The sequence below is a fragment of the Pseudomonas sp. PvP025 genome (assembly GCF_017832155.1).
Lineage (GTDB): Bacteria > Pseudomonadota > Gammaproteobacteria > Pseudomonadales > Pseudomonadaceae > Aquipseudomonas.
Window position 1 is genome coordinate 3099174 of the sequence record NZ_JAFIBJ010000001.1, and the last position, 15297, is coordinate 3114470.

Annotated in this window: 12 protein-coding genes; 7 read left to right on the forward strand and 5 right to left on the reverse strand. The window is 59.8% G+C overall.

What is annotated here, in order from left to right:
* Positions 1 to 163: 163 nt before the first annotated feature.
* The 7 genes from JOE32_RS13185 to JOE32_RS13215 all read left to right on the forward strand — a co-directional run bounded on the left by JOE32_RS13185 (position 164) and on the right by JOE32_RS13215 (position 10078).
* Positions 164 to 1570: a polynucleotide adenylyltransferase PcnB gene (locus JOE32_RS13185; RefSeq protein ID WP_209984882.1), complete on the forward strand. Its 1407-nt coding sequence runs from the start codon at positions 164 to 166 to the stop codon at positions 1568 to 1570.
* A 2-nt stretch (positions 1571 to 1572) separates the two neighbouring features.
* Positions 1573 to 2058, forward strand: a complete 486-nt coding sequence (gene folK, locus JOE32_RS13190) for a 2-amino-4-hydroxy-6-hydroxymethyldihydropteridine diphosphokinase (RefSeq protein ID WP_209984884.1) — start codon at positions 1573 to 1575, stop codon at positions 2056 to 2058.
* A 351-nt stretch (positions 2059 to 2409) separates the two neighbouring features.
* On the forward strand, positions 2410 to 3210 hold the full coding sequence (panB, locus tag JOE32_RS13195; protein ID WP_209984887.1) for a 3-methyl-2-oxobutanoate hydroxymethyltransferase: 801 nt from the start codon (positions 2410 to 2412) through the stop codon (positions 3208 to 3210).
* Positions 3207 to 4058 carry a pantoate--beta-alanine ligase gene (gene panC, locus JOE32_RS13200; RefSeq protein ID WP_209984890.1) on the forward strand — a complete coding sequence of 284 codons (852 nt, stop codon included), beginning with the start codon at positions 3207 to 3209 and terminating at the stop codon, positions 4056 to 4058. The genes panB and panC overlap by 4 nt, the downstream gene beginning before the upstream one ends.
* A 224-nt stretch (positions 4059 to 4282) precedes the next feature.
* Positions 4283 to 5947, forward strand: a complete 1665-nt coding sequence (pgi, locus tag JOE32_RS13205; RefSeq protein ID WP_209984893.1) for a glucose-6-phosphate isomerase — start codon at positions 4283 to 4285, stop codon at positions 5945 to 5947.
* Positions 5948 to 6040: 93 nt separating this feature from the next.
* A complete protein-coding gene (locus tag JOE32_RS13210; protein WP_209984895.1) occupies positions 6041 to 7057 on the forward strand; it encodes a class I SAM-dependent methyltransferase in 1017 nt (338 codons plus the stop codon).
* 87 nt (positions 7058 to 7144) lie between these two features.
* Entirely contained in the window at positions 7145 to 10078 is a 2934-nt protein-coding gene (locus JOE32_RS13215; RefSeq protein ID WP_209984900.1) for a DUF748 domain-containing protein, read from the forward strand.
* Between the two features lie 278 nt (positions 10079 to 10356).
* Here JOE32_RS13215 and JOE32_RS13220 read toward each other — a convergent pair whose 3' ends face one another.
* From JOE32_RS13220 to rbfA, 5 genes are all read right to left on the reverse strand, one after another.
* Complete coding sequence (locus JOE32_RS13220; protein WP_209984902.1) at positions 10357 to 10977, reverse strand: BON domain-containing protein; 621 nt, start codon at positions 10975 to 10977, stop codon at positions 10357 to 10359.
* 296 nt (positions 10978 to 11273) lie between these two features.
* On the reverse strand, positions 11274 to 13379 hold the full coding sequence (gene pnp, locus JOE32_RS13225; protein ID WP_057008738.1) for a polyribonucleotide nucleotidyltransferase: 2106 nt from the start codon (positions 13377 to 13379) through the stop codon (positions 11274 to 11276).
* A gap of 194 nt (positions 13380 to 13573) precedes the next feature.
* The gene (gene rpsO / locus JOE32_RS13230) at positions 13574 to 13843 is read right to left on the reverse strand and encodes a 30S ribosomal protein S15 (RefSeq protein WP_003176135.1); all 270 of its coding nucleotides are present in this window, start codon (positions 13841 to 13843) and stop codon (positions 13574 to 13576) included.
* A gap of 115 nt (positions 13844 to 13958) precedes the next feature.
* Positions 13959 to 14876: a tRNA pseudouridine(55) synthase TruB gene (gene truB / locus JOE32_RS13235; RefSeq protein WP_209984904.1), complete on the reverse strand. Its 918-nt coding sequence runs from the start codon at positions 14874 to 14876 to the stop codon at positions 13959 to 13961.
* A 3-nt stretch (positions 14877 to 14879) separates the two neighbouring features.
* The gene (gene rbfA, locus JOE32_RS13240; protein ID WP_057725021.1) at positions 14880 to 15275 is read right to left on the reverse strand and encodes a 30S ribosome-binding factor RbfA; all 396 of its coding nucleotides are present in this window, start codon (positions 15273 to 15275) and stop codon (positions 14880 to 14882) included.
* Positions 15276 to 15297 lie beyond the last annotated feature (22 nt).

Here is a 15297-nt window from a genome sequence, read left to right on the forward strand (position 1 = left end):
CCTTGTAGTTTCTGCGTTTTACCCCCTGAGGCATTCGTTTGAAGCTTTCAAAGCAACGCTTGCAGCTTGTTCCTACACCATCCCCTGACTAAATGCTAGAATCCCGGCCCATCATGCGGTCATTCTTCGTTATGGCCGAACATTCCTTCAAACAGTGCATCCCATGCTGAAGAAGTTGTTCCAGTCATTCCGTTCTCCCGTGCGTCGTACGCAACACATTCGCAGCACGCCTGAAGTGCTTAACAGCAATCAGCATTCATTGCAGCGCGCTCAGTTCAGCCGCTACGCGGTGAACATCGTCGAACGTTTGCAGAACGCCGGCTACCAGGCCTATCTGGTGGGCGGCTGCGTACGTGACATGCTGCTTAATATCACGCCCAAGGATTTCGACGTCGCCACCAGCGCCACGCCGGAGCAGGTGCGTGCCGAGTTTCGCAATGCGCGCATCATCGGTCGCCGTTTCAAGCTCGTGCACATTCACTTCGGCCGCGAAATCATCGAGGTCGCGACCTTCCGTGCCGGTCATCCGCAAAACGATGAAGAGGAAGACACCAACCAGTCCTCCCGCAACGAAAGCGGGCGCATCCTGCGCGATAACGTCTATGGCACGCTGGAAGAAGACGCGCAGCGCCGCGACTTCACCATCAATGCCCTGTATTACGACCCGGTCAGCGAGCGCATCCTCGATTACGCCAATGGCGTGCCCGATATTCGCAACAACCTGATCCGCCTGATCGGTGAACCGACGCAGCGCTACCAGGAAGACCCGGTGCGCATGCTGCGGGCCGTGCGCTTTGCCGCCAAGCTGAATTTCGGCATCGAGAAACACACCGCCGCACCGATTCGCGAGCTGGCCCCGATGCTGCGCGAAATCCCTTCGGCGCGGCTGTTCGAAGAAGTGCTCAAGCTGTTCCTTTCGGGTTATGCGGCCGACACTTTTGAGATGCTCGTCGACCTGCAACTGTTCGATCCTCTGTTTCCGGCCAGCGCCGAAGCCCTGGAATACAACCCGACGTACACCCACACCCTGATCAGCGAAGCGTTGACCAACACTGACCTGCGCATCAAGCAGAACAAACCGGTCACCCCGGCGTTTCTGTTTGCCGCGCTGTTGTGGCCAGCCTTGCCCAAACGCGTACTGCGCCTGCAGGACCGTGGCATGCCGCCCATTCCGGCGATGCAGGAAGCCGCTCACGAGCTGATCACCGAGCAATGCCAGCGCATCGCGATTCCGAAACGCTTCACCATTCCCATCCGCGAGATCTGGGACATGCAGGAGCGCCTGCCACGCCGCAGTGGCAAACGCGCCGACATGCTGCTGGACAACCCGCGCTTCCGTGCCGGCTACGACTTCCTGCTGCTGCGCGAAAGCGCCGGCGAGCAGACCGACGGCCTGGGCGAATGGTGGACCGATTACCAGGACGCCAACGACAGCGGGCGCCGCGACATGATTCGTGACCTGGGCAGCAAAGGCGATGGCGAAGGCGTTGCGCCCAAAAAACGTCGGCGCAGTAGCAGCAGCAAGCGCAAACGCAGCGGCGCCGATGCCTCGGGCGCCGCAGGCGAATAAACGTGGAACGTATCTACATTGGCATGGGCAGCAACCTCGCTGCCCCGGATCAGCAATTGCGCAGCGCTATCGAGGCGCTGGCGCAGTTGCCAGACACCACCGTCGCCGGTGTCTCCGCCTTCTACCAAAGTGACTCCCTGCTCCCCGGCCAGCCGCGCTACACCAACGCGGTAGCAGCCCTGAACAGCAGCCTTGCGCCCCTGGAACTGCTGGATGCGTTGCAAGCCATCGAGAACGATCAGGGCCGCGAGCGCCTTGAGCGCTGGGGGCCACGCACACTCGACCTGGACATCCTGCTGTTCGGCGATCACCTGATCGATGAGCCTCGCCTCAAGGTGCCGCATTACCAAATGCACCTGCGGGCGTTTGTGCTGTATCCGCTGGCCGAATTGGCCCCGGCAAATTTCCATTTACCGGACGGCCAGCCTTTAAGCCAGTTGCTGGCAACTTGCCCGTTCGAAGGCCTGGAACGCATTCCCCAGAACTGACGCGGTCAAAGTGGGAACTGGCTTGCCTGCGAAGGCATCGACCCGGCCCAACGGAACACCGAGGTGCCTGCATCGCAGGCAAGCCAGCTCCCACACGTGATCTTCACGGCCTTCAACCTGCTGAATCGCGTCAGTAACAGGGGTAACACCGCCCTCGTAACAATGCGGTAACACATCCAATTGACTTCCCGTGTCCTCCTCACGACTATAGGCGTCCCGCTGCCGCCAACCCGGCAATGAAGGGCGCAATCCAGGCCTTATAAGCACTGCTCTCAAGACAGTGCGCCTGTATAAACGAAGACTCACGCGCGTTACTCGCTGTTTCCAAGCGCCTGAACGAGGACCCTTTCGATGCCAGACATTACCCTGACCACCTTGCAGAGCCTCAAGCTCAAAGGTGAAAAAATCACCATGCTGACCTGCTATGACGCCACATTCGCCAACGCCTGCTGCCAGGCAGGCGTCGAAGTGTTGCTGGTAGGTGACTCCCTGGGCATGGTTCTTCAAGGGAATGACAGCACGCTCCCCGTCACCACCGATGAACTCGCCTACCACACCGCCAGCGTCAAGCGCGGAAACAAAGGCGCGTTCATCATCGCTGACCTGCCGTTCATGGACTACGCCACCGTCGAACAGACGTTCCTCAACGCCGGCAAGTTGATGCGCGCCGGTGCGCACATGGTCAAGGTCGAAGGCGCGCTGTGGCTCGCCGAGTCGATCCGCCTGCTGGCCGAGCGCGGCGTACCGGTGTGCGCTCACATGGGCCTCACGCCGCAGTCGGTGAACCTCCTCGGCGGTTACAAGGTGCAGGGTCGCAACGAGGCCCAGGCGCGCCAGATGCGGGCCGATGCCATCGCCCTGGAGCAAGCCGGCGTTGCCATGATCCTGCTCGAATGCGTGCCCAGCGAACTGGCCGCGGAAATCACCCAGGCTGTCAGCGTGCCGGTCATCGGCATTGGCGCGGGCTGCGCCACCGACGGCCAGGTGCTGGTGTTGCACGACATGCTCGGCTTGTCGATCACCGGTCGCGTGCCCAAGTTCGTGAAGAACTTCATGGCCGGCCAGGACAGCATTCACGCAGCCTTGAGCGCGTACGTCGCCGAAGTCAAAGGCGTGACCTTCCCCGCCGCCGAACACGGATTTTCTGCATGAACACCGTAAAAACCCTGCGTGAACTGCGCGCTGCCGTAACTCACGCCCGCAGCGCCGGCAAGCGCATCGGCTTCGTGCCGACCATGGGCAACCTGCACGAAGGCCATGCCACCCTGGTGACCAAGGCCGTGCAGCAAGCCGACTTCGTGGTCGCGAGTATCTTCGTCAATCCGCTGCAATTCGGCGCCAATGAAGACCTGGACAAGTATCCCCGCACCCTCGCCGCCGACCAGGAAAAACTCCTGCAGGCCGGCTGCAATCTGCTGTTTGCACCGACCGTGGAGGAGATGTACCCGGGCGGCATGACCGGCCAGACCCGCGTCAGCGTCCCGCACCTCTCCGAAGGCCTCTGTGGCGCCAGCCGTCCCGGGCACTTCGAAGGCGTCGCCACGGTGGTCAGCAAGTTGTTCAACATGGTGCAGCCGGATATCGCCGTGTTTGGCCAGAAGGACTACCAGCAGTTGGCGGTCATCCGCGCCATGGTGCATGACCTGAACATGCCGATCCAGATCATCGGCGAGTCCACCGTGCGCGCCGAAGACGGCCTGGCGCTGTCATCGCGCAACGGTTTTCTCTCCGAGCAGGAACGCGCCATCGCCCCGGTGCTGTATCGCAGCCTCAGCCGCATCGCTGTGGCCATCAAGGCCGGCGACCATGACTTCGCCAGCCTGCGTGCCGAACAAATGAGGCAGATCGAAGCCGCCGGGTTGCGCCTGGATTACCTCGAAGTGCGCCAGGGTGAGCATTTGCGCCCCGCCACGACGCAGGACAAGGACATTGTGATTCTGGTCGCGGCGTTCCTGGGCAGCACCCGGTTGATCGATAACCTGCATTTGAACCTCAACTGACCCCGCCCAGGCTGCACGCCTGTTGCCCTGATCGCCGTGCCGGTATAAAAAAGTACCGGCCACGGCGCAGACAAAGCCAAGACATATCGACACGCTAGGTTTAATGTAATCGCCCGGCGCTAAGGTTAGCGCTGTCCGCAACCCAATTGTTGCGACAAGACTGGACGTTCCGGGCTTTGAAGTGTCCTAAAGGCAGTCCCCGTAATAAAAGGAAACCCGCAGCGATGGCGTACTACCGCACTCCTCATGACGTTACCGCGCTGCCCGCCTGGCAAGCGCTCAATCAACATCGCCAAGCCATGCAGGATTTCAGCATGCGCGAAGCCTTCAATGCCGATCCGCAGCGCTTTTCCCAGTTCACCCTGAGCAGCTGTGGGCTTTTCCTCGATTACTCGAAGAACCTGATCACCAGCCAAACCCGTGACCTGCTGGTGGGCCTGGCCGATGAAGTGGGCCTCAAGGACGCGATCAACGCGCTGTATGCCGGCGAACCGGTCAACTCCTCCGAAGGCCGCCCTGCCCTGCATACCGCCCTGCGCCGCCCGGTAGGCGACAAGCTGTCGGTGAACGGCGTGAACATCATGCCGGACGTGCACAAGGTGTTGAACCAGATCACTGACCTGGTCGGCCGCATTCACGACGGTCTGTGGCGTGGCTACACCGAAAAGCCGATCACCGACGTGGTGAACATCGGCATCGGTGGTTCGTTCCTCGGCCCGGAGCTGGTCTCCGAGGCGCTGTTGTCTTACGCCCATAAGGGCGTGCGTTGCCACTACCTGGCGAATATCGACGGCAGCGAGTTCCACGAGCTGACCATGAAGCTGCGCGCCGAGACCACGCTGTTTATCGTCTCGTCAAAATCGTTCAACACCCTGGAAACCCTGAAAAACGCCCAGGCCGCCCGCGCCTGGTACCTGGCCCAGGGTGGCTCGGAAGCCGAGCTGTACCGCCACTTCATCGCTGTGTCGAGTAACAACGCGGCGGCGGTGGCCTTTGGTATCCGCGAAGAAAACATCTTCCCGATGTGGGACTGGGTCGGCGGCCGTTATTCGCTGTGGTCGGCCATTGGTCTGCCCATCGCCCTCGCCATCGGCATGTCCAACTTCAAGGAACTGCTGTCGGGTGCCTACACCATGGACCAGCATTTCCTGACCGCACCGTTCGAGCAGAACATGCCGGTGCTGCTGGGCCTGCTGGGCGTGTGGTACGGCAACTTCTGGGGAGCGCAAAGCCATGCGATCCTGCCGTACGACCACTACCTGCGCAACATCACCAAACACCTGCAACAGCTGGACATGGAATCCAACGGCAAGAGCGTGCGCCAGGACGGCACACCCGTGGCCACCGACACCGGCCCGGTCATCTGGGGCGGCGTGGGCTGCAACGGCCAGCATGCGTACCACCAGTTGCTGCACCAGGGCACCCAACTGATTCCGGCCGACTTCATTGTGCCGATTGTCAGCTTCAACCCGGTGTCCGACCACCATCAATGGCTCTATGCCAACTGCCTGTCGCAGAGCCAGGCACTGATGCTCGGCAAGACCCGCAGTGAAGCCGAAGCCGAGTTGCGCGACAAAGGCATCGCAGAGGACGAAGTGCAGAAGCTGGCCCCGCACAAGGTGATCCCGGGCAACCGTCCGAGCAACACCATTGTGGTCGAACGCATCAGCCCGCGTCGTCTCGGCGCGTTGGTGGCTATGTATGAGCACAAGGTGTTCGTGCAGAGCGTGATCTGGGGCATCAACGCCTTCGACCAATGGGGCGTGGAGCTGGGCAAGGAGCTGGGCAAGGGTGTTTACAACCGCCTCACCGGCGCCGAAGAAACCTCGGCCGAGGACGCGTCCACCCAAGGCCTGATCAACTACTTCCGCGGTCGTCATCGTGGCTGATACCTGCCTCAACGCGACCCCGGCCTGCTCAGGCCGGGGTTAGCTGTTAAACTCCCCGCCCCTGTTTTCCTCATTTACAGCAAGGCGCGCTCCATGTCCCCCCTGAACCAGGCGCTGCGCGCCGCCCTAGATCATCGCCAAGACCTGATCAACGAACTGCACGCCCAGGGCACCGACTGCTATCGGCTGTTTCACGGCAGCCAGGAAGGCGCCGGCGGCCTGACTATCGACCGCTATGGCCCGCAATTGCTGGTGCAAAGCTTTCACCAGTCGCTGGACACCGCAGACCTGCTGGACCTGCATCAACAGATCAATCAGTTCATGGGCCTGGAATTGCTGCTGGTGTATAACGACCGCTCCCGTGGCAACTCGCGCATCGACCGTGACGATACGGTGTATCGCGCCGAGCCGGCGGCGCTGGAAGACCTGGTCGGCCACGAATGGGGCCTCAATTATCGCGTACGCGGGCGCCACGCCGGGCAGGACCCGCTGTTGTTCCTGGACCTGCGCAACACCCGTGGCTGGGTCAAGGCGCACAGCGCCGGCAAAAGCGTGCTGAACCTGTTCGCCTACACCTGCGGTGTTGGCTTGAGCGCGGCGGCCGGCGGTGCCCGCGAGGTGTGCAACCTGGACTTTGCCGAGGGCAACCTGGCGGTCGGTCGCGAGAACGGTCTGCTGAACCCGCAATTGCCGACCATGGCGTTTGTGCAGTCCGATTACTTTCCGGCGATTCGCCAACTGGCCGGCCTGCCCATCGCCCAGCGGCGCGGCCACACACTGCCAGCTTACCCGCGCCTGGAGCAACGCCAGTACGACCTGGTGCTGCTCGATCCGCCCGCCTGGGCCAAGAGTGCGTTCGGCACGGTCGATCTGCTGCGCGACTACCAGAGCCTGCTCAAGCCGGCGTTGCTGGCAACCGCCGACAATGGCGTGCTGATCTGCTGCAACAACCTGGCAAAAGTGGGCATGGACGATTGGCGTGAGCAGGTGCTGCGCTGTGCCGAAAAAGCCGGGCGACCGGTACGCGACTGGCAAATCATGACGCCGGGAGCCGACTTTCCGTCGCAGGATCAACAGCCACCCCTGAAGACCCTGATCCTGCAGTTGTAGTCCTTTTCCCAATAGGCTCGGTGCTTCGGAACCGATAACCCGTGCCATACTCCAAGGCACTCCTGTTCGATATAGATGGCGTCGCCCATGTCCAAAGGATTGATCCGCGCCATTGGCGCACTGCTGACCGCACTGGCTCTGTACAGCTTGCTGGGTTTTCTGATTCTGCCGGGCATCGCGCTTCGTATTGCCAACCAGCAACTGGCCCATTACGCCACGGTGCCGGCAAGACTGGAGCGTATCGAACTCAACCCGTTCAGCCTGGAAGTGACGGCCTGGGGCTTGAAAGTCGGCGAACCGGGTAAGGAGCAGGTCGGTTTTGAACGCCTCTATGCCAACCTGCAACTCGACAGCCTGTGGACCCGCGCGCTGCACCTGGCGGATGTGCAGTTGGACCAGCCCAAGACCGAGCTGCTGTTCGACAAGTCCGGCACATTGAACCTGGCGCAGCTGTTCAAACTGCCGCCCAGCGAGCCCACCCCGACAGACCCGGACGCCAAGCCCTTCCCGCTGCGTATCGACAGCGTCAAGCTGGCCGGTGGCTACGTGCACTTTCAGGACCTGCGTCCCAGCGAGCCCATCGAATTCCTCTACGACAAGCTCGACTTCGAGCTGAAAAACCTCAGCACATTGCCTGAAGACAATGCCGACATGACCCTGGTGGCCGCCGGCCCTGCGGGCGGGCAAATCGACTGGAAGGGCAATTTCAGCCTGGTGCCCATCACCTCTGAAGGCACCTTGAAAGTCACCGATGGCAAGATGAAAGCCTGGTGGCCCTATGTGCGTGATGCCTTGCCGCTGGTGCTGGAAGACGGGGTGCTGAATTTCAACACGCATTACACCTTCAGCCTGGCCAAGGAAACTGAACTCAAACTGACCAACACCACGGCCAGCATCGCGCCATTTGCCATCAAAGCACCGGATGGCCGGCCGCTGGTGCGCCTGGAGCGTCTGGACGTGAGTGACACCACGGTCGACCTGGCCAGGCAGCAAGTGGTGGTTGGCAAAATCCGCAGCAACAAGCTGGAAACCTGGGCCGCCCGCGAAGCCGACGGGCAACTGGACTGGCAGAAACTGTTCGCCAGCCAGCCGAACAAACCGGCCAGGGCGCCGGAACCCGCCAGCGCTCCGGCGACGGCCGACTCGCCCAAGCCTGCCCCTGCAGCACCGAGCAAACCGTGGCAAGTGCTGCTCAAGGATGTGCAACTGCGCAACTACCAGGTGCATCTGGCTGACCGTCAGGCTCAACCCGCCGTCGCGCTGGAGCTGGGCCCGCTGAACGTCGATGTGCAGAACTTCGACAGCCTCAACCAGAAACCCTTCACACTCAAGCTCGACAGCGGTCTGGGCAAGCAGGGCAAACTCCAGGCCAGCGGTGAGGTGAATCTCAACCCGGTCAGCGCGAAGTTGAAGGTAAACACCCAGGATATCGACCTGCGGGTGGCGCAGTCCTACATCAGCCCGTTCATCCGCCTGGAACTGCGCAGCGGCATGCTCGGCAGCAACCTGGATGTAAACCTCACCAGCACCGATCCGCTGAAGCTGCAGGTCACCGGCCGGGCGCAGGTCGATCAACTGCACACGCTCGACACTCTCAAAACCCGCGATTTTCTCAAATGGCAGCGCCTGGTGCTGGAAGGTGTGAATTATCAGCACGGCGACAGCCTGTCGATCGACAAGGTCAACCTGCTGCAACCCTATGCGCGCTTCATGATCAACGATGACCGCACCACTAACATCGATGACCTGCTGATTCCGCAGCCGGCCGACCATGGTGCCAAGTCGTCGGCCAAGCCGGCAGCGAGCAAAGACAAGCCGCTGGGCATCCGAATCGGCCAGGTGGCAATCAATGACGGTTCGGCCAACTTTGCCGACTTCAGCCTCACGCCCAACTTCGCCACTGCCGTGCAGCAGCTCAACGGACAAATCGGCACGATTGACAGTCGCCAGGGCAAACCGGCCAGTGTCGACATCAAGGGCAAGGTGGACCGCTACGCACCCGTCACCATCAAGGGCAGCGTAAATCCGTTCGATCCGATGGCAGCGCTGGACATTGCCACCAGCTTCAAACGTGTCGAGCTGACCACGTTGACGCCCTACTCCGGGAAGTTCGCCGGTTTCCGCATTCGCAAGGGCCGCTTGAACCTCGACTTGCACTACGTGATCACCAAGGGCCAGTTGAAGGCCGAGAACAAGGTGGTGGTCGAGCAATTGCAACTGGGTGAAAAAGTCGACAGCGCCGATGCCGTGGACCTGCCGATTCGTCTGGCGATTGCACTGCTCAAGGACACCAACGGCAGAATCTCCCTCGAGTTGCCGGTGAGCGGCGACTTGAATAATCCACAGTTCAGCGTGATGCCGATTGTGTGGCAGACCCTGCGCAACCTGGTTGCCCGTGCGGCCACCGCGCCGTTCAAGTTCATTGGCGGGCTGGTGACGGGCGGCGGTTCGGAGGATCTGGGCAGTGTGTCGTTTGCGGCAGGCTCCAGTGACCTGGACAAGAATGCCGAAGGCGCGCTGAACACGCTCGCCAAGGCCTTGAAGGAACGCCCTGCGCTGCGCCTGGAAATTGAAGGTACGGCGGCAGCCAGCAGCGACGGGCCGTTCCTGGCACACGAGCGTCTGGAGCGTGAATACCAGTACAACTACTACAAGATTCTGCAGCGCCGTGGCGACAAGGTTCCCGCCCAGGCATCACTGCTGGAAGTACCGGAGAAAGAAAAGGCGCCATTGCTTGAAGGTATCTATCGCACGCGTCTCAAGCAGCAACCGCCCGCTGAATGGAAAGGCTTGAGTGACGCCGAACGCGCGGCAAAACTGCGCGACGGTGTGCTCAAGTTCTGGAGCGCCAGTGATGTGTTACTGCGTCAGCTGGGTCAGGACCGAGCCAGTACCATCAAGGACTACCTGGTGGACAAGGGGCAGCTTGAAGATGACCGGGTGTACTTCATCGACACTCAACTGGGGCAGGCAGAGAAAGACGGCCGCGTAGTCACACCGATGCACCTGGATGCCGAGTGACCTGAGGCCTCTATAGATCCAAATGTGGGAGGGGGGTTGCTCTCGATAACGGGCTGTCAGTTGATTTATTCATCACTGACCCGCCGCTATCGGGAGCAACCCCCCTCCCACTTTTTTTGATTTGGGTACATCAGACCCACAATAAAACAGGCCCCGGCACAAGTGCCGGGGCCTGTAATGACCACATCCGTGTGGTCGGTCGCATGAACTCCGGGGTGCGTTGGGTGGATATCTGACTCACCCGCCGCCGCCATTCAGTTCAGTTGAACCGTTGAGCGTTACTCTGCTTTCAAGCCATCAGCCGAAACAGCTTTAACGCCTTTGATTTTCTTCGCGATGTTCACAGCGGTGGTTTTCTGAGCTTCAGTCACCGCTACGGTGGAAGACAGGGAAACTACGCCTTTGTTGGTTTCGACTTTGATGTCGGTACCAGGAATACCTTTCTCGGTTACCAGGTCAGCTTTGACTTTGGTAGTGATCCAAGTGTCGCTGGTAGCGCCTTTGGCGTCATGAGCAGCACCTTTGGTTTTGTCGATGCCGTCAGCCTTGGTAGCGCCGCCAGCCAGCAGGCCGTCAGCGGAAACAGCAGTCACACCTTTGATTTTCTTGGTGATGGCTACAGCGGTCGCTTTCTGCGAGTCCGAGATAGCTACCTTGGAGGACAGGGAAACCACACCTTTGTTGGTTTCAACCATGATGTCCGAACCTGGGATGCCTTTTTCAGTCAGCAGGTCAGCTTTGACTTTGGTGGTGATCCAGGTGTCCGAAACGCTTTCCTTAGCCTGGGTGGCTTCGCCGGCCGCCAAAGTCATAGGGGCTTGGGAAGTCTGAGCAAAGGCTACGTTAGCACCCATGGCCAGAGTCAGAGCGGTAGCAGTAGCGAGAGCGAACTTCTTCATACGAGTAACTCCTGTTTTATTAAAAGACTGCAGTACGTAAATCTTGGTACTGAAGCGCTAACAGGGATATTGCAGGCAGTGTGCCAAGTTGCAGTACGAGATTAAATCCTTTAAAAACAAGGAGTTATAAAACTGCCCTGTTTCCGGAATCGTGCAACTTGCATGAAGACGGCCGGATCTGCATGCAAGTTGCGGCTTTTGTCCGTGGTGCTAAACGGCTGATCACGCCTACCTTTCGTGCGCCCATAAAAAAAGGACTCCGAAGAGTCCCTTTTCAGCGTGAAACCTGGGGGTGATTAAACGCCCGAGGCCTTGGCTGCTGCAACGTCCTTGATGGACAGCTTGATACGGCCGCGGTTGTCCACGTCCAATACCAGCACTTCCACTTCCTGGCCTTCTTTCAGAATATCGGTCACTTTCTCTACGCGAGCATCGCTGAGCATGGAGATGTGAACCAGACCGTCTTTGCCCGGCAGGATGTTGACGAATGCGCCGAAGTCGACGATGCGCTCAACCTTGCCGACATAGATCTTGCCGATCTCGGCTTCGGCAGTGATGCCCAGAACGCGCTGACGCGCAGCCTCAGCCGCTTCCTTGGATTCGCCGAAGATCTTGATCGAACCGTCGTCTTCGATGTCGATCGAAGCCTTGGTCTCCTCACAGATCGCACGAATGGTCGCGCCGCCTTTACCGATGACGTCACGGATTTTGTCGGTGTCGATTTTCATCGCGATCATGGTCGGAGCATTTTCCGACAGCTCGGTGCGCGACTGACCAATGATCTGGTTCATCTGGCCGAGGATGTTCAGGCGCGCTTCCAGGGCTTGGCCCAGGGCGATTTCCATGATCTCTTCGGTGATGCCCTTGATCTTGATGTCCATCTGCAGCGCGGTCACACCTTTGGCGGTACCGGCTACCTTGAAGTCCATGTCGCCCAAGTGGTCTTCGTCACCCAGGATGTCGGTCAGGATGGCGAACTTCTCGCCTTCTTTAACCAGGCCCATGGCGATACCGGCAACCGGTGCCTTCATCGGCACACCGGCGTCCATCAGCGCCAGGGAAGCACCGCAGACGGATGCCATGGAGCTGGAACCGTTGGACTCGGTGATTTCCGATACAACACGGATGGTGTACGGGAACACGTCGGCGGCCGGCAGCATCGCAGCGATCGAACGACGGGCCAGACGGCCGTGGCCGATTTCGCGACGACCAGCGCCACCCATGCGACCGCACTCACCGACCGAGAACGGCGGGAAGTTGTAGTGCAGCATGAACGGGTCTTTTTTCTCGCCTTCCAGGGTGTCCAGCAGCTGTGCGTCACGGGCAGTACCCAGCGTCGCGACTACCAGCGCCTGAGTTTCACCACGGGTGAACAGGGCCGAACCGTGAGTCTTCGGCAGCACGCCGACTTCGATGTTCAGCGGGCGTACGGTGCGGGTGTCACGGCCGTCGATACGTGGCTTGCCGTTAACGATGTTTTCGCGAACGGTGCGGTATTCGATTTCGCCGAAGGCGGCTTTAACTTCGCTGGACGAAGGCTGGCCTTCCTCACCGGAGAGCTTGGCAACAACCTGGTCCTTCAGCTCGCCCAGGCGAGCGTAACGGTCGGCCTTGACGGTGATGGCGTAGGCCTGGGAGATCGCGTCGCCGAACTCCGAGCGGATAGCGCCCAGCAATTCGGTGGCTTCCGGAGCAGCAGCCCAGGTCCAGGTCGGTTTGGCAGCTTCGGCGGCCAGTTCGGTGACAGCCTTGATGACAGCCTGGAATTCGTCGTGAGCAAACAGTACCGCGCCCAGCATCTGGTCTTCGGTCAGCTCTTTGGCTTCCGATTCAACCATCAATACGGCTTCGGACGTACCGGCAACGACCATGTCCAGGCTCGACGCTTTCTGCTGCTCGTAAGTCGGGTTGAGCAGGTAGCCGGTGCTTTCGTGGAAAGCAACGCGGGCGGCGCCGATCGGGCCGTCGAACGGAATGCCCGAGATAGCCAGGGCAGCCGAGGTACCGATCATCGCAGCGATGTCCGGATCGGTCTTCTTGCTGGTGGAAACGACGGTGCAGACAACCTGCACTTCGTTCATGAAGCCTTCGGGGAACAGCGGACGGATCGGACGGTCGATCAGTCGGGAAGTCAGGGTTTCTTTTTCGGAAGGACGGCCTTCACGCTTGAAGAAACCACCAGGGATCTTACCGGCAGCGTAAGTCTTTTCCTGGTAGTGAACGGAAAGAGGGAAGAAGCCTTTGCTTGGGTCAGCGGTCTTGGCGCCAACAACGGTCACCAGTACGGTAACGTCGTCATCAACGGTAACCAGCACTGCGCCGGAGGCTTGACGGGCGATACGGCCTGTCTCGAGGGTAACGGTCGACTGACCGAACTGGAATTTTTTGATAACCGGGTTCACGGTGTCCTACCTTCTTTGTGGCTCTTGGGGAACTTGTCTTCTTGCGAAATTCTTGGGCAATGTCGGGAATCGGCCCAACGCCTGTCCAGGGTAAAACGTGTATCCAGATAAAACTTGAGGCTGGGAGCCTGCCATGGGCCAGCGGGAATCCCACTGACACACGGCAGACAACCAACCTCTAGCGCAATCGCTTGTTAGCGACGCAGACCCAGGCGACCGATCAGAGCCTGATAACGACCCAGATCCTTGCCTTTCAGGTAGTCCAGCAGCTTACGGCGCTGGTTTACCATGCGGATCAGACCACGACGGGAGTGGTGGTCTTTACCGTTGGCCTTGAAGTGACCTTGCAGCTTGTTGATGTTGTGGGTCAGCAGTGCAACTTGCACTTCTGGCGAACCAGTGTCACCAACAGCTTGCTGATAGTCAGCTACGATTTGTGCTTTTTCTTGAACGTCGAGAGCCATGAGGCAATCCTTTTTTCAGGAAACCACCCAAAGGGTGATCTCAATAGGCCAGGGACAAATCCCTGTATCTAAAAATGAGAAGTGACCGTGCCTATTAACAGCCACCCTCGTTCGGTCATTCTGACCGAATCAGTCGACGCGGCGCTATGCGCCCGTCTTCGCTCACTTCACCGATTCCGATGAAACGACCGTTATGATCCTGTACCCGTACCATGCCGAACTTCGGGGCATCCGGGGCACGTACCGGCTGGCCGTTGAGCCAGTAGAACGCGCTGTGCTCCGAGAAGTGCAGCAATGGCCAATCGAGCAAACCGCTGTCCGATGGCATCAGGAAGCGATCAACCGCTTCGTTGCCGCCTTCGGCGTGAACCGCTTCCAACTCTTCCAGCGTGACCGTCTGAGCCAGGCTGAAGGGACCCGCCTGGGTGCGTCGCAGTTCTGCCACGTACGCACCGCAACCAAGCTGTTCACCAATATCTTCCACGAGGGTACGGATATAGGTGCCTTTGCTGCAGTCCACGGCCAGGCGCGCGGTGTCGCCTTCACAGGCGAGCAATTCCAAGCGCGCAATAGTAACAGAACGCGGTTCGCGCTCCACTACTTCGCCCGCACGTGCCAGCTTGTAAAGAGGCTGACCATCACGCTTGAGGGCCGAGTACATCGGCGGTATCTGGCTGATTTGCCCACGAAAACCGGGTAAAACCGCCTCGATATCAGCACGACCAACGGTCACATCACGCACCTGCAGAACATCACCTTCGGCGTCGGCCGTGGTAGTGGTCTTGCCCAATTGCATCAGGGTTTCGTACCCCTTGTCGGAGTCGAGCAGGTATTGCGAGAATTTGGTGGCCTCGCCGAAGCACAACGGCAACACGCCGGTGGCCAGGGGGTCGAGGCTGCCGGTGTGCCCGGCCTTTTCGGCATTGAGCAGCCAGCGAACCTTCTGCAACGCGGCATTGGAAGTAAAGCCAATGGGCTTGTCGAGCAGAATGATGCCGCTGACGTTGCGACGGATACGTTTGACCTGAGCCACCGCTTACTCCTTGGCGTCTTCAGGTGTGGACGGGTGCTGACTGTCTTCTGCCACCGCGCGCTCGATCAATGCCGACAGGTGCGCGCCACGCACGACGCTTTCGTCGTAGTGGAAGTGCAACTGGGGAACACTGCGCAGCTTCATTTCACGGGCCAACTGCATGCGCAGGAAACCTGCCGCCGCGTTGAGTACCTTGATGCTTTGCGCGATTTCTTCGCTGCTGTCCTGACCCATCACGGTGATGAAGATCTTGGCGTGACCCACGTCACGGCTCACTTCAACGGCGGTAATGGTGACCAGGCCGACACGCGGGTCTTTGACTTCGCGACGGATCAATTGAGCCAGCTCGCGCTGCATCTGATCGCCGATACGCTGGGTACGGCTGTATTCTTTTGCCATGTCTTGTTACCTGTTACTGCCA